Source organism: Flavobacterium sp. AC105, from assembly GCF_979258495.1.
Genome location: NZ_OZ409860.1, coordinates 5135259 through 5158442 on the forward strand (window position 1 = coordinate 5135259; position 23184 = coordinate 5158442).

General features: G+C 31.7%; 20 protein-coding genes. 12 read left to right on the top strand and 8 right to left on the bottom strand.

Translation table 11 applies throughout. The annotated features are described in order from the left end of the window. The first annotated feature begins 47 nt into the window (after window positions 1-47). The 5 genes from ACZ0AH_RS21185 to rpe all read left to right on the top strand — a co-directional run bounded on the left by ACZ0AH_RS21185 (window position 48) and on the right by rpe (window position 5272). The gene (locus ACZ0AH_RS21185) at window positions 48-1784 is read left to right on the top strand and encodes a tetratricopeptide repeat-containing sensor histidine kinase (protein ID WP_463477731.1); all 1737 of its coding nucleotides are present in this window, start codon (window positions 48-50) and stop codon (window positions 1782-1784) included. A gap of 237 nt (window positions 1785-2021) precedes the next feature. Further along, entirely contained in the window at window positions 2022-2768 is a 747-nt protein-coding gene (locus ACZ0AH_RS21190) for a LytR/AlgR family response regulator transcription factor (RefSeq protein WP_463477732.1), read from the top strand. Window positions 2769-2932: 164 nt separating this feature from the next. Beyond that, entirely contained in the window at window positions 2933-3184 is a 252-nt protein-coding gene (locus ACZ0AH_RS21195) for a hypothetical protein (RefSeq protein ID WP_463477733.1), read from the top strand. 155 nt (window positions 3185-3339) lie between these two features. After that, window positions 3340-4203, top strand: a complete 864-nt coding sequence (locus ACZ0AH_RS21200; protein ID WP_007804760.1) for a sigma-70 family RNA polymerase sigma factor — start codon at window positions 3340-3342, stop codon at window positions 4201-4203. A 406-nt stretch (window positions 4204-4609) separates the two neighbouring features. Further along, complete coding sequence (gene rpe / locus ACZ0AH_RS21205) at window positions 4610-5272, top strand: ribulose-phosphate 3-epimerase (protein ID WP_463477734.1); 663 nt, start codon at window positions 4610-4612, stop codon at window positions 5270-5272. On the opposite strand, the gene ACZ0AH_RS21210 is transcribed toward rpe, so the two are convergent. Next, entirely contained in the window at window positions 5249-6028 is a 780-nt protein-coding gene (locus tag ACZ0AH_RS21210) for a DNA/RNA non-specific endonuclease (RefSeq protein WP_463477735.1), read from the bottom strand. The two genes, rpe and ACZ0AH_RS21210, sit on opposite strands and share 24 nt — an antisense overlap. A gap of 108 nt (window positions 6029-6136) precedes the next feature. Then, window positions 6137-8320 (bottom strand): carboxy terminal-processing peptidase, encoded by a 2184-nt coding sequence (locus tag ACZ0AH_RS21215; RefSeq protein WP_463477736.1) that lies wholly within the window; start codon window positions 8318-8320, stop codon window positions 6137-6139. A gap of 212 nt (window positions 8321-8532) precedes the next feature. On the opposite strand from ACZ0AH_RS21215, the gene surE reads away from it, so the two are divergent. From surE to ACZ0AH_RS21240, 5 genes are all read left to right on the top strand, one after another. After that, complete coding sequence (gene surE, locus ACZ0AH_RS21220; RefSeq protein ID WP_463477737.1) at window positions 8533-9312, top strand: 5'/3'-nucleotidase SurE; 780 nt, start codon at window positions 8533-8535, stop codon at window positions 9310-9312. Further along, window positions 9305-9577, top strand: a complete 273-nt coding sequence (locus tag ACZ0AH_RS21225) for a hypothetical protein (protein WP_463477738.1) — start codon at window positions 9305-9307, stop codon at window positions 9575-9577. Before surE ends, ACZ0AH_RS21225 begins: the two co-directional genes overlap by 8 nt. 68 nt (window positions 9578-9645) lie before the next feature. Then, a complete protein-coding gene (gene lpxB, locus ACZ0AH_RS21230; protein ID WP_463477739.1) occupies window positions 9646-10764 on the top strand; it encodes a lipid-A-disaccharide synthase in 1119 nt (372 codons plus the stop codon). Window positions 10765-10775: 11 nt separating this feature from the next. After that, window positions 10776-11261, top strand: coding sequence for a C40 family peptidase (locus tag ACZ0AH_RS21235; RefSeq protein WP_463477740.1), 486 nt, complete (start codon window positions 10776-10778; stop codon window positions 11259-11261). Between the two features lie 55 nt (window positions 11262-11316). Further along, the gene (locus ACZ0AH_RS21240) at window positions 11317-13341 is read left to right on the top strand and encodes a ComEC/Rec2 family competence protein (protein ID WP_463477741.1); all 2025 of its coding nucleotides are present in this window, start codon (window positions 11317-11319) and stop codon (window positions 13339-13341) included. A gap of 20 nt (window positions 13342-13361) precedes the next feature. On the opposite strand, the gene ACZ0AH_RS21245 is transcribed toward ACZ0AH_RS21240, so the two are convergent. The 6 genes from ACZ0AH_RS21245 to ACZ0AH_RS21270 all read right to left on the bottom strand — a co-directional run bounded on the left by ACZ0AH_RS21245 (window position 13362) and on the right by ACZ0AH_RS21270 (window position 20650). Continuing rightward, entirely contained in the window at window positions 13362-13808 is a 447-nt protein-coding gene (locus tag ACZ0AH_RS21245) for a thioredoxin family protein (protein WP_463477742.1), read from the bottom strand. 273 nt (window positions 13809-14081) lie between these two features. Continuing rightward, the gene (locus ACZ0AH_RS21250; RefSeq protein ID WP_463477743.1) at window positions 14082-14534 is read right to left on the bottom strand and encodes a thioredoxin family protein; all 453 of its coding nucleotides are present in this window, start codon (window positions 14532-14534) and stop codon (window positions 14082-14084) included. A gap of 227 nt (window positions 14535-14761) precedes the next feature. Further along, complete coding sequence (locus ACZ0AH_RS21255) at window positions 14762-15229, bottom strand: thioredoxin family protein (protein WP_463477744.1); 468 nt, start codon at window positions 15227-15229, stop codon at window positions 14762-14764. 53 nt (window positions 15230-15282) lie between these two features. Beyond that, complete coding sequence (locus ACZ0AH_RS21260; protein WP_463478125.1) at window positions 15283-16767, bottom strand: peptide MFS transporter; 1485 nt, start codon at window positions 16765-16767, stop codon at window positions 15283-15285. A gap of 1 nt (window position 16768) precedes the next feature. After that, the gene (locus tag ACZ0AH_RS21265; RefSeq protein WP_463477745.1) at window positions 16769-18445 is read right to left on the bottom strand and encodes a peptide MFS transporter; all 1677 of its coding nucleotides are present in this window, start codon (window positions 18443-18445) and stop codon (window positions 16769-16771) included. 36 nt (window positions 18446-18481) lie between these two features. Continuing rightward, window positions 18482-20650 (bottom strand): S9 family peptidase, encoded by a 2169-nt coding sequence (locus tag ACZ0AH_RS21270; RefSeq protein WP_463477746.1) that lies wholly within the window; start codon window positions 20648-20650, stop codon window positions 18482-18484. A 181-nt stretch (window positions 20651-20831) separates the two neighbouring features. On the opposite strand from ACZ0AH_RS21270, the gene ACZ0AH_RS21275 reads away from it, so the two are divergent. Together ACZ0AH_RS21275 and ACZ0AH_RS21280 are read left to right on the top strand one after the other, a co-directional pair. Then, window positions 20832-22145, top strand: coding sequence for a hydroxymethylglutaryl-CoA reductase, degradative (locus ACZ0AH_RS21275; RefSeq protein WP_463477747.1), 1314 nt, complete (start codon window positions 20832-20834; stop codon window positions 22143-22145). Window positions 22146-22254: 109 nt separating this feature from the next. Then, window positions 22255-23175, top strand: coding sequence for a GYDIA family GHMP kinase (locus tag ACZ0AH_RS21280; protein ID WP_463477748.1), 921 nt, complete (start codon window positions 22255-22257; stop codon window positions 23173-23175). The last annotated feature ends 9 nt before the right edge of the window (window positions 23176-23184 follow it).

The following is a 23184-nucleotide window of genomic DNA, read 5'->3' on the forward strand; positions in this document are numbered from 1 at the left end:
AGTTTATTTTATTAAAACGACTAAACTATTTTTTTAAGTATACTTATATGATATCAAAACTTAGTCAATTATTCATTTTAGTTTTATTATTTGTTCCTTTTGTACTTTTTTCACAAATAAAATCAGAAAATGATTTATTAAAAAAAATACTTCAACAAAAGGCAATCCAATATAAATCTGAAGTGAATTTTAATAAAGCCCAATCTTTTTTTTTAAAGAAAGATTGGGATTCTACTTTAATATTCTCAATGAAGCAGTTGAGTTTAAATACAAATAAAGAGATAGCAGATTTTTGTCATTTTTTTAGAGGAACCAGCTTTTATAGCAAGAAACTACATAAAGAAGCAAAAAAGGAATTCCAACTTGTTTCTGATAAATTTATTTTTCTTGAGCTAAATAAAATATATCTGGCTGGGGTACATTTAGAATTAAGAGAATTCGAAGACGCCATTAAATATTATGAAAATGCAAAAAATTCTTCGCAAATTTCTAATCAAACCTATAGCTTATGCAAAATATATGAAGGTCTTGGAAGTACTTATATATTTTTAAAAAAATATGATCTTGCTGAAGAATATCTATTAAAAAATCTCAATATTAAGGAGAAAGAAAAAAACACAGTCGAACTATACAATGCCTACAATACTCTTGCTAATTTATATTACGAGCAGTATAAAGATTTAGAAGCCATTCTTTATTTTAATAAAGCTTTTAAAATATCAAAGCTTATAAATAATTACAAAATAAAAGCCATGGCGTCAGAAAACATGGCAGTTATTGAAGAAAATAAAGGCAATTACAAAAAAGCCATAGTCTATAGAAAAGAAACCGAACAGTGGAAAGATTCTCTCAACAACCAAAACAAAGTGTGGGCAGTTGCTGACTTTGAGAAAAAATTTGCTGTAGCTGAAAAACAAAAGGAAATCAAAGTACTACAAGTTGAAAATATACTTAAAAATACTCAACGTAATGGTTTCTTTTTTGCAGCAATTGTCTTATTATTACTCCTAACTGGGGGAGTTTACCTGTATGCTCAAAAAGTAAAAAATGGCAAAACCATTCTACTTCAAAAAAACAAACTCGATGAACTAAACGCTACTAAGGATCAATTATTCTCTATTGTAAGCCATGATTTGCGTTCATCTGTAAATGCACTAAAAACGAGTAATGCTAAATTATCTGCTACACTCGAAACCAAAAATTATGATGAGTTATATCAGCTTATCATTCAGAATAGCGGTATTGCAAACGGCGCTTATAGCTTATTAGACAATTTATTGCATTGGGCGATGCTGCAAACCAAACAATTGTATTTTCATAAAGAATCAGTTCATCTTTATTCTATTGTACAACAAATTGAATACAACTATAAACCCTTACTTCTAGACAAAGCGATTACTTTTGAAAATTCAGTTTCAAAAAATATTTTTATTTTCGTAGATCTTGATTCCTTAAAGATTGTGTTTCGAAATTTATTAGACAATGCTATTAAGTTCTCTAATCAAGACGGGAAAATAAGTTTTTATACAGAAGATACTAATCCTGATTTTTGTACACTTATTATTGAGGATTCAGGTATAGGAATGAAAGAAAGTACTATTAAAGAATTACTTTCAGACAGTGAATTATTAGCAAAAAAAGACAATTCTGAAATTATAGGAACCGGTTTAGGGATGCAATTGTGTAAACAAATGATCAAGAAAAATAGTGGGACGCTAGCTATAGAAAGCGAACTAAACAAGGGAACTAAAATGATTATAACCTTTCCAAAAACAATTGTTTAAAAAATATTCATGTGTTTTAATAAGGTGATCCACATTTTTATAACAATTTATCAGATAAATCAATATTCAAAATTATCTTACATTTTTTGATGCTCTTTCTATTTTTTTGTTTAATTTTATTTTCTATAATTCTTTTAAAAAATAATTTTTAAACAATTCTTTTCTCTATAATAATCCTTTACTTTACTCCATCAAAAGTATTGTAAAGATGCTTGCTTTTCCCAAAAACAAGAAACAATGGATAATATTAATGTTTTAATTATAGAAGATACTCCGGAACAAAGTGATGCGCTTTCTAATGTATTACTTCAAAACAATTATAATATTGTGGGAGTTGCGCGAAATTTTTCTGATGCATTAAAACTTTTTTACGAGTGCCCTATTGACATTATTATTATTGATGTTTTTCTTGATGGAAAACCAGACGGAATTACTTTTGCCGAATCGATAAATATTATCCCAAATGCTTCGAAACCATTTGTGTTTTTGACAAGTTCGCAAGATCGACAAATTTTTGAAAGGGCCAAACTCACAAAACCTTTCAGTTTTTTAATGAAGCCTTTTAATGAACTTGAAATTCTTTATGCGATAGAAATGGCTGTCGAAAAGTTTTATGCTCAGACAAATGTATTTATGAGCGAAGAACAAGATACTGTAATTAGCCATGATTACTTATTTATAAAGAAGAAAAATTCATTAAAAAAAGTCTCCATAAATGATATCCTTTTCATAGAAGTTGAAGAACGTTATTGCAACATTATTACCGAAAACGAGAAGTTTGTAATTCAAATTTCCCTGACCAAAATAAGCGATTTACTCGATAAAAATAAATTCATAAAAACGCATCGCAATACAATTGTAAATACAGACAAAATTGAAGAAATTATTTTGGCAGATAACCTTATTATATTAAAAGGAAATCATAAAATAAATTTGAGCGACACTTATAAAGATTTCATAAAAAGAATGAATATCTTATCTTAATAAAACGACATTCAACAATATCCAGAATCCTCTCATCAACGGAGGATTTTCTTTTTATATACATATAAATTTCATGGCACAAAAAATGGCTTTCGTGACATTTTTGGAGTATAAGACCTAAATCAAAATTATTTTTACGACCAGTAATAATCAAAAAAAATAAAATGAGAATTGTATTAATAAGCCAGCCAGACATGAAAATTTTATCAATTATAAAAAAAATAATAAATAATCCCTGGGTCGGAATTGTGTTTTCTCTTATATTAATTATTCCAGGTTTATATGAAATTCTGGATGATATTACCGTTTTACGAAAAGAATATATCATTTTAGCAATTGCTTTTCCTATATATATAAAATCACTAAAAAAAATATTTGACGAAATGCTTGACGTCAATGATGATTCATCAGATTAAAAAATTTGCCCCTGTTTTTTTATTTAAAACACTTCAATTTAACCTTTTAAGTTGAGGTGTTTTTATTTTAAAAAATAATTTGTTATTTTTTGTAACTTTTTTGTATCTCATTACGTATAACAATTTGTACACTTAAAAATTGAGGAGACAAAAACATGAGACAACTTAAAATCACCAAGCAGGTAACCAATCGTGAAACTGCATCGTTAGACAAATACCTACAAGAAATTGGAAAAGTTGACCTGATTACCGCTGATGAAGAGGTAGAATTGGCACAAAGAATTAAAGCCGGTGATCAAAGAGCATTAGAAAAATTAACAAAAGCCAACCTACGTTTCGTTGTATCGGTTGCTAAACAATATCAAAATCAAGGTTTAACTCTTCCTGACTTAATTAATGAAGGAAACTTAGGTTTAATTAAAGCGGCTCAACGTTTTGATGAAACTCGTGGTTTCAAATTCATTTCTTACGCTGTATGGTGGATTCGTCAATCGATCCTTCAGGCTTTGGCAGAACAATCCCGTATTGTTCGTTTACCATTAAATAAAATTGGTTCTATCAATAAAATCAACAAAATGTACGCTTTATTAGAGCAATCTAACGAGCGCCCGCCTTCTGCTGAAGAAATTGCAAAAGAACTGGACATGACTGTAAATGACGTAAAAGAGTCTATGAAAAACTCTGGTCGTCACTTATCTATGGATGCTCCACTTGTTGAAGGTGAAGATTCTAACCTTTACGACGTTTTACGTTCTGGTGAATCTCCAAATCCGGACAGAGAGTTAATTCACGAATCATTACGTACTGAAATCGAGCGTTCATTAGAAACATTAACTCCAAGAGAGGCAGATGTTGTTCGTTTGTATTTTGGTCTTGGCGATCAGCACCCAATGACTTTAGAAGAAATTGGAGAAACTTTCGACCTTACTCGTGAGCGTGTTCGTCAGATTAAAGAAAAAGCAATCCGTAGATTAAAACACACTTCCAGAAGTAAAATTCTTAAAACTTATTTAGGATAACATATATTTGTTTCAGGTTTAAAGTTTCAGGTTCCTCAAAGCAACTTGAAACGTTAAACTTGAAACAATTTTAACGCAAACAACAGTTTGATTGACTGTTCGTTTTTTGATTGATGATTGAAACTCCGGCTGATTACCGGAGTTTTTTATTTTATCTTGGAAAGTTTTTTTACCACAAAGTCCGCAAAGGCTTTTTTATTTATTGGGATGTTATAAAAACACAAAGTTCGCAAAGCTTTGCGAACGCTGCATTTTTTACAAAACTTATAAAATTCTTTGCGATCTTTGCGTAAATCTTTGCGAACTTTGCGGTAAAATATCTCACAAAAAGAACTTTACACAAATCCTTGCAAACTTTGCGTTTAAAAAAATTATCTTTGCAAAAAATAACACACAACTACACAAAATGAAGAATACACTTATTGCTCCTTCTGTTCTTGCAGCTGATTTTGCCAATTTACAACGTGATATCGAAATGATCAATAACAGTCAGGCTGATTGGTTTCATATTGATATTATGGATGGAGTTTTTGTTCCGAATATTTCTTTTGGAATGCCTGTTTTAGAAGCTATTTCAAGACATGCTAAAAAAACAATCGACGTACATTTGATGATTGTTGATCCGGATCGATATATTAAAACATTTGCTGACTTAGGTGCTAATATTTTAAGCGTACATTATGAAGCCTGCACGCACTTGCACAGAACATTACAAGCTATAAAAGCCGAAGGAATGAAAGCTGGTGTTGCCATTAATCCTCATACTAATATTGACCTGCTAGAAGACGTTATTAACGATATTGACTTAGTTTGTATTATGAGTGTGAATCCAGGTTTTGGCGGACAGTCATTTATCGAAAATACATATGCTAAAGTTGAAAAACTAAAAGCTTTGATTACACGCAAAAATGCTTCGACAATTATCGAAATTGATGGCGGTGTAACCAGCAAAAATGCAAAACAATTAGTAGAAGCCGGAGCTGATGTTTTAGTTGCTGGAAGCTTTGTTTTTAAAGCAGAAAACCCAACTCAGACTATTGCTGATTTAAAAGTCCTTACTGCTTTTTAAGTTTTTCAAATTAGGGAAGAAATCAATTCCAGTCATTTTTTCTAAAGTTTCAATAGGAACCATGAAATCATAAAGCGACTTATTGCTATCTTCATTCGGAACCAAAAAAGCAATTGCCTTATGTTCTTTACCTGATTTAGCTAAAATAATTTTATAAAAATATTTAGGAACAGATACTTTTTCTGTTCCTATTTTTTTATCGGAATCTTTCAGGACACCTCCAGTTACCACATAAACATCATTATACTTGCTTGCCCAATAACGCGTTTTTTGCTCTAATCTATTCCAGATTCCGCTATTAAAATCATGATCCTGAGGTGAAATATTGGAGGTATAAAAAGTATCATTATAAGCACTTTGATCAAACTCCATATCTCCGGCAGGACAAAGATGGCCTTTATCATATCCTGATTTTTTATAATTCCGCCAATCTGCAGAACCAGTTGTTACACTTGGATCTTCAATAAAGTAAGGACGTTTATAATTTCCATTCTTCAAATATTCTTTCTTTAATTCATAAGCAACCCATTCTGCCTGCTCAAACTTTTCATTATATGAAAGTGTATAATATTTATGCTTTACAATTTGGCTGGTTGTCGAAGTTGGTAAATAAGAAACCGAATATCCGGAATCTGTAGTATTCGAAACAAACGAAGATTCCTGATCCTGAACTAAATCTTCTTTTTTATCATTGCCTTCTTTTTTACAAGACAATAAAACAAACCCAATCAAACTTAAAACAATATAATTCTTCATGCTGTAAATATTTAATTCCTTCGGAGTATTATTAATAAACTTACAAAAAAACGCTCCAAAAATTAAACTTTTTGGAGCGTTCTAATAACAAATTAATTCTTTATCGAATTAAGATTTTACTAATTTATCCTTTTTCATTTTAGGAGAAACTGTATTTTTTACATAGCTTTTAGATTGTAAATCATCTAAAACATTTAATGCTTCTTCTACATAAACATCTTTAGATAACGCCTGATGCCAGGCATCTCTCTTTTCTTTTAATGTAGCGTCATTGTTCATTTCAAGCTCTTCGTATGGCAATGATTTAAAAACCAAATTGTTTTTGTAATCTGAAATTGGTTTGTATTTTTTACCTTCACTTTCAACTTGTTCCTGAGTAGCTTTAAAACTATTAATATTTAAGCTATAGGTATTTTCTTTGTTTTTAATATCAATCCATTTTGCATTGTCTTCAATCAACTTGAATTGAGAATTTTGAGCAATTCTGTTTTTACTGTTTAAAATCGCTTTAGCAAAATTTTCGTTTGAAGTCCAAGTGCTATAATCAGCCGGATCAATTTTATCCCAAGGCATTGCATTATCAATGTCACGTTCTCCCATTTTTAAATACGCATAACGATCTGGCATAACCACGTCACTATGAACACCTTCTAACTGAGTAGAACCTCCGTTGATTCTGTAAAATTTTTGTCCTGTAATTTTCAAAGCACCTAAATCGCCATAATTTGTATTACGTACAAATTGATTTAAATCCAGTACATTTTGAACAGTTCCTTTTCCGTAAGTTTGTTTACTACCAATGATAACGCCACGTTTGTAATCCTGAATTGCAGCAGCCAATATTTCTGAAGCCGAAGCAGAGAAACTATTAACCATAATTACTAAAGGTCCGTCCCACTCGATTTTTTTATCTTTATCATATAAAACTTCTTTCTTTTTTCCGGCAGATTTAACCTGAACAATTGGTCCTTCTTCAATAAATAAACCAGCAATATCAACTACTGTAGACAAAGATCCACCACCATCATCACGTACATCTAACACGATTCCGTTGATATCTTCTTTTTTCAATCTTTCAACTTCAAGAGCGATATCTTTTCCGGCATCACGACCGTCTTTATTTTCAAAATCAATATAAAATTTAGGTAAATAAATTACTCCGTATTTCAATCCGTTTCTTTCTACAATACTTGATTTAGCATACGTTTCTTCAATTTCAACTACATCTCTAATAATAGAAATAACTTTAATTGTTCCGTCTACTTTTTTAACGGTAAGTTTAACTTCAGTTCCTTTGTGACCTTTAATTTTTTTCACAACATCGTCTAAACGCATTCCTACTACATCAACAGGCTCTTCGTTTCCTTGTGCTACTTTCAAAATTAAATCTCCGGCTTCAAGTTGTTTTCCTTTCCACGCCGGACCACCAGAAATCAATTCATCAATTTGAGTAAAATCACTTTTCTTAGTTAATCTTGCACCAATTCCTTCTAATTTTCCACTGATATTTACATCAAAACGATCTTTTTCTTCTGGTGCAAAATAACTTGTATGCGGATCAAAACGAGCCATAATTGAGTTTACATAAACAGAAAACCAATCTTCTTTATTCAAATCTTTAATAAGACTAAAGTTATCGTCTAATGATTTTAACGAACTGTCACGAGTTTCTTTTTCTAAAGTTTCAAAAGATTTTTCTTTATAAGCAGGATCTTTTTTCTTTTTATCCTCTTCTAACTTTTGTTTCGTTACAAGCGATGAAAGAGTAGACAATTTGATTTGCTTTCTCCATCTTTCATTAATTTCCGTTAGGTTTTTTGCATATGGAATATGCTCATAATCGGCATTAAAAGTCTCATCAACATTATAGTTGAAAGGCTGTGCTAAAATAGTCTTATAGCGTTTTTTGCTTTCTTCCATACGTTTCATCAATCTTGTATAAGTAAGATTGAAAAACGTTAAGTCCTTATTCAGGAACTGATCGTCTAACTGCAGCTCGTATTGCTTAAACTCATCAATATCAGATTGAATGAAAAACCTTTTTGAAGGGTCTAACGCATCAATATAATCCTTGAAAATTCCTTTAGAGAACTCATCATTTATTTCTGCCGGACTGTAATGTCCTTTTTCAATAACAAATGCAAGCAATTCTAAAAGCGTTTTATCTCTGTTTGGGTCCGGATCAACCGACTTATCAGCATTTATCTTAAAAGCGAATAATGTCAATGACAAGCATAATACGGCTATAAGTATTTTATAATTTCTTTTCATAAATTTAATAATAGCATTCATCAATTTTTTAATCTAAGTTACGGTAAAAACTATGCCACTAAAGCTAAGTTCACTATAATTTTTTGTTAAAGATATAAAAATGTTTAATGCGCCAAAATCTTCTTTAATTAAGTTGACAAATTTTGTTTTATTTGTTACTATTCTACCAAAATCTGTCACTACATTTGCTTTTAAAATCCTACAACACCCAAAACAAAAACAAAAATCTTAGCATGAAAGATGAAAAACCACTCATATTAGTTACTAATGACGATGGTATTCTGGCTCCCGGAATTAGAGCTTTAATTAGTGTAATGGAAACAATTGGCGAAGTAATTGTCGTAGCTCCAGACAAACCTCAAAGTGCCATGGGACACGCCATTACAATAAATAATACTTTGTTTTTAGACAAAATTTCGAAAGACGATGATACTATAACCGAATATAGCTGCTCAGGAACGCCTGTTGATTGCGTAAAACTGGCTGTTAATGAAATTTTAAAAAGAAAGCCGGATTTATGCGTTTCAGGAATTAATCACGGTTCAAACTCTTCTATAAATGTCATTTATTCCGGAACAATGAGTGCCGCAGTCGAAGCCGGAATAGAAGGTATTCAGGCAATTGGCTTTTCATTACTTGATTTTGACTGGAATGCAGATTTTGAACAGGTAAAATCTTTTGTTAGAAAAATAACTTTAGAAACCCTTAAAAATAAATTACCGCCGGGTGTCGTTCTAAATGTTAATTTTCCGAAATTAAAAGAAAACGAAATCAAAGGAATAAAAATTTGTCGTCAGGCGAAAGCGTATTATGCTCAGAAATTTGACAAACGACAAACCCCTTTCGGGAAAGATTATTATTGGCTTACCGGAAAATTTACAAATGAAGATCAAGGTGAAGATACTGACGAATGGGCTCTGGAAAACGGATACATTTCAGTAGTTCCCGTGCAATTTGATTTAACCGCACATCACTCCATGCAACAACTTAATACCTGGAAATTAAATGAATAAGAAAGACATCGTTATTGGCTTTATAATCGGAATTTTTACTTCATTATTAGGAAGTTATTTATTCATCACTTTTTTTACAACTTTTGATATTTCGACAGGAATTCAAACCATAAGACAGCACGGATATTTAGGAAAAATTATCACTTTAGGAACGATTCTGGATTTGGCTGTTTTCTTAATTCTTCTAAAAAGAAACAAGGAACTTATGGCAAGAGGTGTAGTTTTGGCGGTGATTGTTCTGGCCATTTCTACCTTATTTATTTAAATCTTATCTTTGCATTGCAAAAAAAATGTTGTGTTTAAAAATTGAAACACACTTTTAAAAAAATAGATATGAAGTATTATATAATAGCCGGTGAAGCATCTGGTGATTTACACGGTTCAAATTTAATGAAGGAGATTTATAAAGAAGATCCTCAGGCCGAAATCAGATTCTGGGGCGGCGATTTGATGCAAAAAGCTGGCGGAACTTTAGTAAAACATTATCGCGAATTGGCTTTTATGGGTTTTGTCGAAGTTATTTTTAATCTGAAAACCATTTTAAGCAATATTACTTTTTGCAAAAAAGATATCTCTGAATTCAAACCTGATGTTTTAATTTTTATTGATTATCCTGGTTTTAATATGCGTATTGCAAAATGGGCCAAAGCTTTAAACTATAAAACGCATTATTATATTTCACCTCAAATTTGGGCCTGGAAAGAAAACAGGATTACTGCCATTAAACAAGATGTCGACAAGATGTTTGTGATTTTGCCTTTCGAAAAAAGCTTTTACGAAGACAAACATCATTTTCCGGTAGATTTTGTTGGCCATCCTTTAATTGATGCCATTCAGAACCAGCCTGCTTTTGATGAAGCTGTTTTTAGAAAAGAAAATCAATTGGGCGAAAAACCAATTATTGCTGTTTTACCGGGAAGCCGCAAGCAGGAAATTACCAAAATGCTGAGCGTTATGCTTAGTGTTGTTGATGATTTTCAGGATTATGAATTTGTAATTGCCGGCGCACCAAGTCAGGATTATGAGTTTTATCAGCAATTTATAAAAAATAAAAATATCGCATTTGTCTCCAATAAAACCTATGATTTACTTCGCTCTTCAACAGCAGCATTAGTAACTTCAGGAACAGCAACTTTGGAAACGGCACTTTTTAAAGTTCCCGAAGTCGTTTGTTATAAAGGAAGTTCGATTTCATACCAAATTGCAAAACGTATTATTACACTTAAATATATTTCGCTTGTTAATTTAATTATGGATCAGGAAGTTGTAACCGAATTGATTCAGAGCGAATGTAATACGAAACGAATTAAAGAAGAATTACAAAAATTACTTGAACCTGAATATCGCGAAAAGCTTTTGAAAAATTACGACATTTTAGAGCAGAAACTTGGCGGAGTTGGCGCAAGTAAAAAAACTGCAAAACTTATTGTTGCCGATTTAAAACAAGCTTAAAGATTTTTGTTTTGAAAAAAATATACCTTTTACTGCTTTTATCAATCCTTTTTGCTTCTTGTAAATCAACTTCGACAGCAATAAGCAAAAAGGATTCGAAACGAGAAAACAGAACTGCTGTTAATCATTTAATTGAAAATGCAACTGATAATATTGGCGTGCGATACAAAGCCGGCGGTACAACAAAAAACGGTTATGATTGTTCGGGATTAGTATTTACTACTTTTCAATCAGAAAATATCCCATTACCAAGAAGTTCTTACGAACAATCAAAAGTGGGGAAAGTAATTCAGTTTAATGATGCTCAAAAAGGTGATTTAATCTTTTTTAAAACCAACAAAAGCAAACAAATCAACCATGTTGGATTAATTACAGAAGTCAATTCAAACGAAATAAAATTTGTTCATTCTTCAACATCCAAAGGCGTTATTATTTCTTCTACCAAAGAAACGTATTACGGAAATTCGTTTGCTCAGATAAACAGAGTTATCGAATAAATTGAATTAAATAAAATATATTCTTTTTCTTACAAATTTTTAATACTTTTAGACCATGAAAGTATTAGATTTTCCTTTGGTTAAAATAACAATTAGTTTTCTTCTTGGTATTTTAATATCTTATTATTGGAAACCCACAATTTTTACCGTTTGCCTTTCACTTATAATAAGTGTTTTAATCTTTTGTGGTTTATATTTTCTAACTAAAAAAAATAAAACCTTAAATACTTTCTTCGGATTAAGTACTTATCTCATTTCATTTTTCATCGGCATAACAACCTTAGTATTTCATACCGATACTTTCGAAAAATCAAATTATACGCATTTTGAAAAAGCTTTTGAAGAATCTCATTTCCTGACTTTTACTTTACGCGAAAAACTCAAAAGCAATAGTTATAATGATCGCTATATTGTCATTATAAATCATATTGACAACAAAACTTATTCGGGAAGAATTATTGTAAACGTTCAAAAGGACAGTTTGAAAAATCCTTTGATGATTGGCAATGTAATTCGAGTAAAAACAAGCTTACAACATAACAGTCCGAGTAAAAATCCCAATCAATTTGATTTTAGTAAATATCTGGCCAACAAACAGATTTATGCGCAGGTTTATTGCAGAAAATCAGAAATTACAATTAATAAAAACATCACAAAAGACATTTGGTATTATTCCGGCCGTTTGCATTCGCGAATAATACGCAATCTCGAAAAAGCCCATTTCAACAAAGCCGAAATGAATGTTTCGCTTGCACTTATTTTAGGTCAGCAGCAAGAAATTTCATCAGATATTATTCAGGATTATCAATATTCCGGTGCTACACATATATTATCTGTTTCAGGATTACATGTCGGGTTTATAATGCTGTTTATCGCTTTTATATTAAAGCCAATTCCAAACACGCGAAAAGGCTCTGCAATTAAGTTATTTTCGATTTTGATGGCTCTGGCAGGTTTCGCGGTAATCTCCGGCCTGTCGCCTCCCGTTTTGCGTTCTGTGGTTATGTTTTCGTTTCTTGCAATTGGAAATCATTTGCGTCGAAGCGGAAATATTTATCATACTTTATTGGTTTCCATTTTATTGATACTCCTTTTCGAACCTTACTTTTTATTTGATGTTGGTTTTCAACTGAGTTATTTGGCTTTGTTTTTTATTCTTTGGCTACAGCCTTTATTAAAAGATATCTGGACACCAAAAAACAAAATACTAATTTACATCTGGAATGCACTTAGCGTTTCATTTGCAGCTCAAATTGGTACTTTGCCATTGTGTTTGTATTATTTTCATCAATTTCCGGGATTATTTTTTGTAACTAATATTATCATTCTTCCGCTATTATCCTTTATTATGATTGCCGGAATTATAGTAATGCTTTTTGCCATATTTTATAATCCGCCGTTAATTCTAGTTCAAGTTTTTGAAAAGAGTATTTATATTTTAAACCAGATGATTCATTATGTTGCAACGTTTGAATCGTTTGTAATTCGGAATATTAGTTTTAATTATTATTATTTAATCACTTTTTATCTGTTTATAATAGCAAGCATTATTTGGTTTAAAAAACCGAGTTATAATAAATTGGTAATTCTTTTTGTGACAATTATAGTATTACAAATTTCTTTTATTGCGACCAAAAAGGAAATTGAAACACAACAGGAACTTATTGTTTATAATATCAGAAAAAATACAGTCATATCTGAACGAACAGGAAGAAATGTCAAACTCTTTACAGCTGATACAGTTTCACAAAACACTATTTTCAATTCCTATTTAGTTGGAAATTTCAGCACTTTAAAATCTACTGCTAAAATTAAGAATACCTTATTTTTCAACGGGAAGAAAATCTCCATAATAGACAGTTCTGGAGTTTATCAAAGCAAAATGCAACCTGATATTCTGTTATTGACTCAGTCGCCAAAAATAAATTTAGACAGGATTTTAGAAAACTTACATCCGGGAATTGTAATTGCAGATGCTTCGAATTCTTATGCTATTCAAAAAATATGGAAAGAAACTTGTCTCAAAAAAAACATCCCTTTTCATGCAACTGCCGAAAAGGGATTCTATACATTAAACTAAGAGAATTTAATTCTTGTTGGTTATGGATTTAATATATAATCAGATTCTGAGATCCATTTTCTTGCACCACCTGAAGTATAATGGACTTTTCCCAATGAATCAAAAAAAGTTTTTCCTTTTTTAATTGAAGCATTTGCAAAACAGACTTCAGGCAAATTTTCAACTCCAAAAGCGTCTTTTAATAGTGCATTTTGTTCTCTTGCCTCTGCAGAAATTGATGGATCGGATAAATCAATTTTAACTAAAATAACATTTTTATCAGACCATTTTAAAAAATCCGGAGTTGCAAATACTTCATTTTGCAAATCATTTGAAGCATAATTGATCGTAAATAAAATTAGCATTGGTTTTCTTTTTTCATTACTTAATGTAACCGCATCAATCATATTGGTTTTCCAGACTAAATTTTGCGACCTCATTAAAAATGGACTTAAAAAAAACAGTAGAATAAGTAGTTTTTGAGTCATAAATTATAGGTTTTTAGTTGTGTTAATAAAACTAAAGTAACACAAAACCAACACTCAACAAACCATTGCAAAACAAATAGTTATACAAAATTGAATTAAAATGAATTTTATTATTTAAGCCTCAAATTTTAAATAAAATGAAAATTTCAGCCCTTAAAAATATCAAAGCCATTGACAGTGATTTCAATTTATTTCAAAAAAATATCCCTTTTCACGCAAATGCTGAAAAGGGATTCTACAAGTCAAGCTAAGAAAACTTAATTTAACTTTAAATTATTCACTTGGATGCAAGATCGAATTTGATTCGGCAATCCATGCTTTTGCGCCGCCTGGTTTATAAGCCAGTTTTCCCAGAGCGCTAAATGTTGTTTTGTTTTTTCGGATAGAAGCACTCGCAAAACATACTTGCGGTAAATCATCCACACCAAACGCATTTTTAAGCTTTACATTTTGTTCTTTATCACCATCAGATGCATTTATGTCGGAAAGATCCAACTTTACAAGAATGACATTGTCACGTGACCAAACAGCAAAATCTGGCGTTTTGAATACTTCATTTTGAAGATTTTCCGGTACACCTGAGGCAGTGAATAAAATTAACATTGGTTTTCTTTCTTCATTACTAATTGCAATGGCATCGGTCATGTTTGTTCTCCAAACTAAATTTTGCGCATGCATAAAAAATGAACCTAAAAAAAACAGTAGGATAAGTAGTTTTTTAGTCATATTATAATTGGGTTTTTGGTTAGATTAGCATGACGAAATTAACATAATATTTTAATTTTCCAAGTTTTATTAGCACAAAAAATACATTATGTGTTTTTTTGTTTACAATAAAATATTAAAACAATAATTTACCCCAAAATAAGTGATTACATTTTCTTACTAAACAAAAAAAATCCTCACGTTATGTGAGGATTTTTAAGATTATTTAATATTAGAAATATTTTTATTTAAGATTTTCCAGGATGAACAATTCCTTCAGCAACTGTTAACCAGGCAGATGGACCGCCGGCAACATAACCGGTTCTTCCAAGACCTTTAAAATTTATTTTCCCGTCTTTAGTTTCTGCACTTGTAAAAAATACTGTCGGAAATCCCTGAATTCCAAAAGCTTGCTGTAACTCATTATTCTGATTTTTAAGCTCAGGTGTCTGAGGCACACTTCTTGGATAATCCAATTCGACTAAAACAACATTATCAGCAGCCCATTTTTTAAACTCTGCCGTTTTCAAGACTTCATTTTGTAAACGAATGCACCATCCGCACCAATCGCTTCCCGTAAAAAACAGCAGCATTGGTTTCTGTTCTTTATTACTTACTGAAATCGCTTCTTTAACGTCAGTATACCATTTTAGTTCCTGCGCCTGAGTTGCAAATGCTCCAACTAAAAACAATGTTACAAGTAGTATTTTTTTCATGGTCCTTTTAATTTTTTACAAATTTAAACAAAAAAAGAATCGGTAAATGTCGTCTATTTTACTTCTTGCATTAATTTTCTAATAATTGGCGAAATTGCAATTAAAATAACTCCTGCAACAATCGAATAAACAGCCAATTGATAATATCCTTCTGTATAAGATTGTAATTTAGAGAGTAACGTATCTCCTGTATTTGATCTCGATATTTCTGCACCTAACTTTCCAGCAAATAATTGCCCGAATGCACTTGCCAGAAACCATAATCCCATCATCATACCAAATAATCTTTTTGGAGACAATTTAGTAATGATTGACATTCCGATTGGCCCTAAACATAGTTCTCCTATTGTAGTTACTAAATAGGCAAAAGTAAACACGTTTAAAGAAGCAATTCCTTTTGAATTTGCAAAGAATTTCGTTAGATAGAAAATATAGAATGAAGCTCCTAAGAACAAAAATCCAATTCCGAATTTGATTAAAGTATTTGGCTCAATTTTTCTTTTTCCCAACCAAATCCATAGCAAACCAATTAGCGGACTTAAAGCCACTACAAAAAAGGTATTCGAACTATTGTTTACTACATTGGGATCAATCGTGAAAAACAACAATTTATCACTTAAGTTATCTTTTGCGAAAAGCGATAATGAACCACCACTTTGCTCATAAATTGCATTAAATAACAAATAAAAGAAGACAAACAAAAAGGCTGCAAATAGTTTTTTCTGCAATTTTACATCTCCAAGTTTTATCAATTCATAAGTAAAATACAGAACGGCAACTATCCCAATAGTGTACATGAAATAATCCGTGTAATCAGTATTTTTTACCATTATAAAAATAAATGGCAAACTTAAAATTGACAACGCATAAACTGCGATTTCCCGAATTCTTCTTTTACTATTATCTAAATGCAATAATGGAGAATCTCCTATTGGACCTAAATACTTTTTAGTAAACAAAAACGTAACTAAACCTAAAAACATTACTATAGCGGCAGACAAAAAGCATAATTGCCATGAATAGTATTTCCCTAAATAAATACATAAAGCGCCTCCAAGAAGACCTCCTACATTTATCCCGGCATAAAACATTCCGTAACCGGCATCTCTTCTTCCGTCTTCTTCGTGGTATAATTCTCCAACCATTGAGGAAACATTTGGCTTAAAAAAACCGGTTCCAATAATAGAGAAAGCAATTCCGTAGTAAAACAATGTCTGTGGAGAAAAAGCAATCAAAAGATTGCCAAGAATCATCACGATTCCACCAAAAAACAATGACTTTTTAAATCCTAAAACTTTATCGGCAAAAATACCGCCAATAAAAGTAAAGGCGTAAACAAAGGCCTGAATTGCCCCGTATTGTAAATTAGCATGTTCATCTTTTAATAAAAGCTGATCTACCATAAAAAACGTAAGTACGCCACGCATTCCGTAAAAGCAAAACCGTTCCCACATTTCAACAAAAAACAAATACCACAATTGTTTTGGATAAGTGCCTTTAAAATTTTGAATTTCTTCTAATGTAATTTTGTGTTCCATATTATCTAACGCCATGCATCATTTTTTTCAAGAATGGAGTCAAAGCAAATAATATAATTGCTGCAATACCTGTTAGAACAACAAACACCATAAAGAACTCATATAAGTTATGGATTTCGAATCCGGCAAAAAAGTGGTTATGAGCACTAATTTGATGTTGGTCTAATAAAGCCAATTGCTCAGTAGTTGGCACGACTTTATTATCTAAAACAGCCTGAAGATCGATTCCTAATTCTTTTGCTTTTGCAAATTTATCTCCTGTTGCAGGCAAGATAGAACCTAAAGTTCCTCCTAAAGCATATCCGGAAGCATTAGACAAGAAGAATACTCCGTATAATAATGAAGCAAAACGTTTTGGAGATAATTTACCTACTAATGACAAACCAATTGGAGACAAACATAATTCAGCACATGTATTTAAGAAATACAATAAAATCAGCCATTTTACCAATAACAATCCTGAAGTCCCAATGTATGAAACCTGAGTTGCAATCATAAAGAAACTGATAGAAATTACCACTAAACCAACAGCTAATTTTACTGGTGAGATTGGTTCTTTTCCTTTAGCTCTTAAAGTATCCCATAAAATACTAAATGGAACTGCTAAAAACACAACGAATAATCCGTTAAAAATCTGAACCATTGACGGAGGCATTAGAAAACCAAAGAAGTTTCTATCCGTTTGATTATCGGCAATAAAAGTTAATGATGAACCAGCTTGTTCAAAAGCAGCCCAGAAGAAAATAATAAAGAACGAAACGATATAAATTACAATAATTCTGTCTCTTTCAATTTTAGTCAAAGAAGTATCCGAAATGATTAATCCCGCTAAAGAAATTCCACTAGAATAAATCAAGGTATAAATCAAATTCTGACCTACAACATAGTGAAAAAAGAACCCTAAAGCAACAAATGCAATTCCTGCTATTGCCAAAGCTTTACCAGAAAAATTAGCTTTTTGAGCCTCTCCTTCTTCAAAATCAGAAGCTTCATTTTTAGAAGGCAAACCTCCTAATGGTCTTCCTTCCGGAGAAACTACATATTTGTTTTTCAAGAAGTAAAAAAGGATTGTTCCTAACAACATCGCAACAGAAGCTGCCATGAATCCCCATCTAAAAGCGTGAATATCTCTAATTCCGCCTGAATCTTTTACATCTCCTAATAAAGGACAAATAGATTGTCCTAAGAATGCCCCAATATTGATTCCCATATAGAAAATCGTAAAAGCAGTATCTAATTTTGTTTTTTCCTGTTTTGGGTACAAACTTCCCACCATACTAGAAATGTTTGGTTTGAAGAATCCGTTACCAAAAACAATAACTCCCAATGCAGAATACATGATAATTTTTGCTAAAGGCAAATTTGCCTCAAAAACACTTCCGCTGGTAAACAATAGCATTTGTCCAATTGCCATTAATAATCCACCTAATAAAATACAGTTTCTGTTACCAAGAAAACGATCGGCAACGAAACCTCCCAACATTGGTGTCAAGTAACAAAGTCCAAGGAAACCTCCATAAATAAGAGACGCTTCTTCTTCCTTCATCAATAATGAGTTTACAAGAAATAAAGTTAATAAAGCTCGCATTCCATAAAAATTGAATCGCTCCCACATCTCCGTTCCAAACAATACCCAAAGTCCTTTTGGATGCGCAGTTTTTACTTGAGTTTCTCCCATATTATTCATTATTATTTAAGGTTAATATTTTAAAAATTATAGATTTTCTTTGATAAAGTTAGTCATTTTATTATAAAGCTGAATTCTCGTTTTACCACCAAAAATACCGTGGTTTTTATCTGGATATATCTGAGAATCAAATTGTTTATTTGCCTGAATCAAAGCTTCCATCATTTGCATAGAGTTTTGCACATGAACGTTGTCATCACCAGAACCGTGAATCAATAAAAATTTACCTTTTAATTTATCAACGTGATTTATTGGGGAATTTTGGTCATATCCGCTCGCATTTTCCTGTGGAGTCTGCATGTATCTTTCTGTGTAAACGCTGTCATAAAATCTCCAGTTTGTAACCGGCGCAACAGCAATTGCCATTTTGAAAACATCGTTCCCCTGAAAAATACAGTTCGAAGCCATAAATCCACCATAACTCCATCCGAAGATTCCAATTCTTGACGCATCAACATAAGGATAAGACCCAATAACTTTTGCAGCATCAATCTGATCTTCTACTTCGTATTTTCCTAATTCTTTTTGCGTTACTTTTTTAAAATCAGCACCTTTAAAACCAGTTCCTCTACCATCTACACAAGCTACAATATAACCTTGTTGTGTAAGCGATAAAAACCAGTAATCATCGCTGTTATTCCAATCGTTGTTTACTTGCTGAGATCCCGGACCAGAATATTGGTACATGAAAACAGGATATTTTTTTGATGGATCAAAATCTTTCGGTTTCAAAATCCACGCGTTAAGTTCGTTTCCTTTAGCTGTTTTTAAAACAAAAAATTCTTTAGCTGGCAAGTTATATGCTTTCAATTTATCAGCAAGAGCCTGATTGTTTTCGATGACCTGAATTTCTTTTCCGGTTTTAGCCTCGTTTAAAGTATAGGTTGTTGGCACTAAATTGCTAGAGAAAGTTGTGATAAAGTATTGGAAATTCGGACTAAAAGTCGCCGCACTTGTTCCAACTTTTGAAGTTAAACGTACTTTGTTTTTTCCGTCTAAACCAATTCTGTAGATATCTCTGTTGATAGAACCATTTTCTGTAGATTGGTAGAAAATAGTTTTGTTTTTTTCGTCGAAACCGTAGTACGATACTACTTCCCAGTTTCCTTTTGTAACCTGATTTTTAAGTTTTCCAGTTTTATCATATACATAAATATGATTAAAACCGTCTTTTTCGCTTGTCCAGATAAAGCTGTTATCTTTTAAGAACGTTAAATTATCCGTCACATCAACATATGCTTTGTCTTTTTCGTTCAAAACCACTTTTGCTACGGCAGTTGTTCCGTCAACAAATAATAAATCAAGGTTGTCCTGATGGCGGTTTAAAACCTGAGCCGATAATATATTGTTATCATTTGTCCATTGTAATCTTGCGATATAAAAGTCATTATAATTTCCTAAATCAACTTTTTTAGTGCTATTTCCGGCCGGATCATATATATGTAATGAAACTATTGAGTTTTTTTCTCCTGCTTTAGGATATTTAAACGTTTCAATTGTTGGATATAAATCCTTGTGAAACATCGACATTGAAAATTCAGGAACTGCACTTTCGTCAAAACGAATGTAAGCTAATTTTTTACTGTCTTTACTCCAGTCAAAAGCCCGGACAAAAGCAAATTCTTCTTCATAAACCCAATCCGTAATACCGTTAATAATCGAATTTTTCTTTCCGTCAGTTGTAACAGCAGTCGATTTTTTCGAAGCTACGTCATATACATACAGGTTATTTTCTTTAGCATAAGCGATTTTAGTTCCGTCAGGGGAAAAAGTTGGTTCCTGTACCTGATCAAAAAGCTTTGTTAATGATTTTGAAGCTATATCATATAAGTAGAAATCAGCTGTAAAGGAGTGGCGAAAGATCTGATTGGTATTCGATGCAATTAAAATCTTTTTTTCTGAAGCATCAAAAGTATAACTATCAATTCCGTTAGCAAGTTCCTTATGATTTTTAGTATCGATTAAATTTGATACTTTTTTTAAAGTTCCAAAATCGTACAAACCAATCTGCATACTTCTGCTGGCCTGATCAACATCCAGAACAGTATATTGATCTGTGTTTTTCAAGGATTGCAATTCTGCCATTCCTTTTGCCCTGAAAGTTCCACCATAAATATTTTCAACCGTAATTTTTTGTTGGCCAAAAACAGCAGCAACTAAAAATAAAAATATAACAGTAATTTTACCTGTATTCATTAGATTTAATTTAAATATAAAAAAGAGCCCAATTTTAGTAAAAAAAATAAACATAATACACATTTTAAGTGTTAAATGTTAAAAAAAATAACGATTGCGCTTTTTCAAATTCTAAATACATTGCAAAGAAAACCCTTAAAATGGTATCTTTGCTATAACATTATTATTTAATATACTGAGAATGAACAACGCTGTTGCCGGATTTTCTAAATTATCCAAAAAAGAAAAAATAAACTGGATTGCTTCTACCTATTTTTCAAACCCTGAAGAAGCGCTAACTATTATAAGAAATTACTGGAATTCAGACGAAAAGCTTCAGCAACTGCATGATGAATTCATAGAAAACACGATTACCAATTTATATATTCCACTTGGAGTTGCACCTAATTTCCTAATAAACGGAAAATACAAAACTATTCCGATGGCAATTGAAGAAAGTTCTGTTGTTGCAGCAGCTTCAAAAGCAGCAAAATACTGGTCAACTCGCGGAGGTTTTAAAGCAACAGTAATTGATACCGAAAAAATTGGCCAGGTTCATTTTACTTTCAATGGAAATGCTGAAAAACTAAAGTCATTCTTCGATCAGATAAAACCAAAATTCTTCTCTGACACACAAAGCATTACTAAAAATATGCAACAACGCGGAGGCGGAATTTTAGATATAAAACTAAAAGATAAAAGAAGTTTACTCGAAAACTATTTTCAGCTTCATGCTACTTTTGAAACTAAAGATAGTATGGGTGCTAATTTCATTAACTCTTGTCTCGAGCAATTTGCAACGACTTTAAAAGAGGAGTTTAAAAATTCTGATTTATTTTCAGAAGATGAAACTCTGAAAGTAGTAATGAGTATTTTATCTAATTATGTTCCGAATTGCATTGTAAGAGCCGAAGTTTCCTGTCCAATTGAAGATTTAACAGAGAAACATATTCCGAATCCGCAAGAATTTGCCGAGCGTTTTCTACAAGCCGTTCAAATTGCCGAAGTTGAACCTTTTAGGGCTGTCACACACAATAAAGGAATCATGAATGGTGTTGACGCCGTGATTTTGGCAACCGGAAATGACTTTAGGGCTGTTGAAGCCGGAGTTCATGCTTATGCTTCAAAAAATGGGCAATATGCAAGTTTATCTCATGCCAAAATAGAAAACGGAACATTCACTTTTTGGCTCGAAATTCCTTTAGCTTTAGGAACTGTGGGCGGATTAACATCTTTGCATCCATTGGTAAAATTATGTTTTGAGATTCTTGAAAAACCTTCAGCAAAAGAATTAATGGAAATTGTTGCCGTTGCAGGTTTAGCACAAAACTTTGCCGCTTTACGTTCTTTAACTACAACCGGAATTCAGGAAGGTCACATGAAAATGCACTTAAACAATATCATCAACCAATTTGAGGCCAACGAAGAGGAACGTCATTTAATTAAAAGTCATTTTAAGAAAAATGCCGTTTCACACGCTGCTGTAGTTGAATTTATCGAAAATCTAAGAAAATAATCTGATCCTAAATTCCAAAAATTATAGTTCCGAATAAAATTCCAAATCCCAATACGAATTGGAATTTGGAATTTAAAATGTTTGGGATTTATTTGAAATATAATACAGAATGAAAACAACCTTTTACAGTAACGGAAAACTTTTAATTACAGGCGAATATTTAGTTCTTGATGGTGCCAGGGCTTTTGCATTACCAACCAAATTTGGGCAAAATTTAATTGTAGAAACAGGTTCAAACCAGGAAATTCAATGGACGAGCTATAATTTTGACGAATATCTTTGGTATGAAGACATTATTTCTTTTTCTGAAATCATTAATAATATTGATTCTAAAATTGAAACTGTAAAATCGACTTTAATTAATATTCTGCATGAAGCTTATCTTTTAAATCCTGATTTTATAGATAACGCCAAAGGATATAAAATCAATACACAGCTTACTTTTCCGAAAAACTGGGGCTTAGGCACTTCATCTACATTATTAAATAATATTGCCCAATGGACTAAAATTGATGCTTTTAAGCTACTTAAAAACAGTTTTGGAGGCAGCGGCTATGATATTGCCTGCGCGCAAAACAATACCCCAATTATATATCGATTAGAGCAAGGTTTACCTATAATAGAAACAATCGAGTTTCATCCGGATTTTACAAAAAATATTTACTTTGTTTATCTCAATAAAAAACAAAATAGTAAGACTGCAATAAATGCTTATTACAACAATAAAAATGAAGATTTAGAACAAAACATACTGGATAATAACAAAATTACAAATGCCATTTTAAATGCTAAAACAGTAAAGGAATTTGCCTTTGCCATTGAAAGGCATGAAATTCATTTGAGCAATATTCTGGAAATACAAACTATAAAAGAAATTGCTTTTCCTGATTTTAACGGAGCTGTAAAAAGTCTTGGTGCGTGGGGCGGTGATTTTGTAATGGCCGTTTCAAAAGAAAATCCAACAGCATATTTTGTTTCTAAAGGATATGAAACTATACTATCTTATGATGAAATGATTTTACAGGGATAAATATCCTTT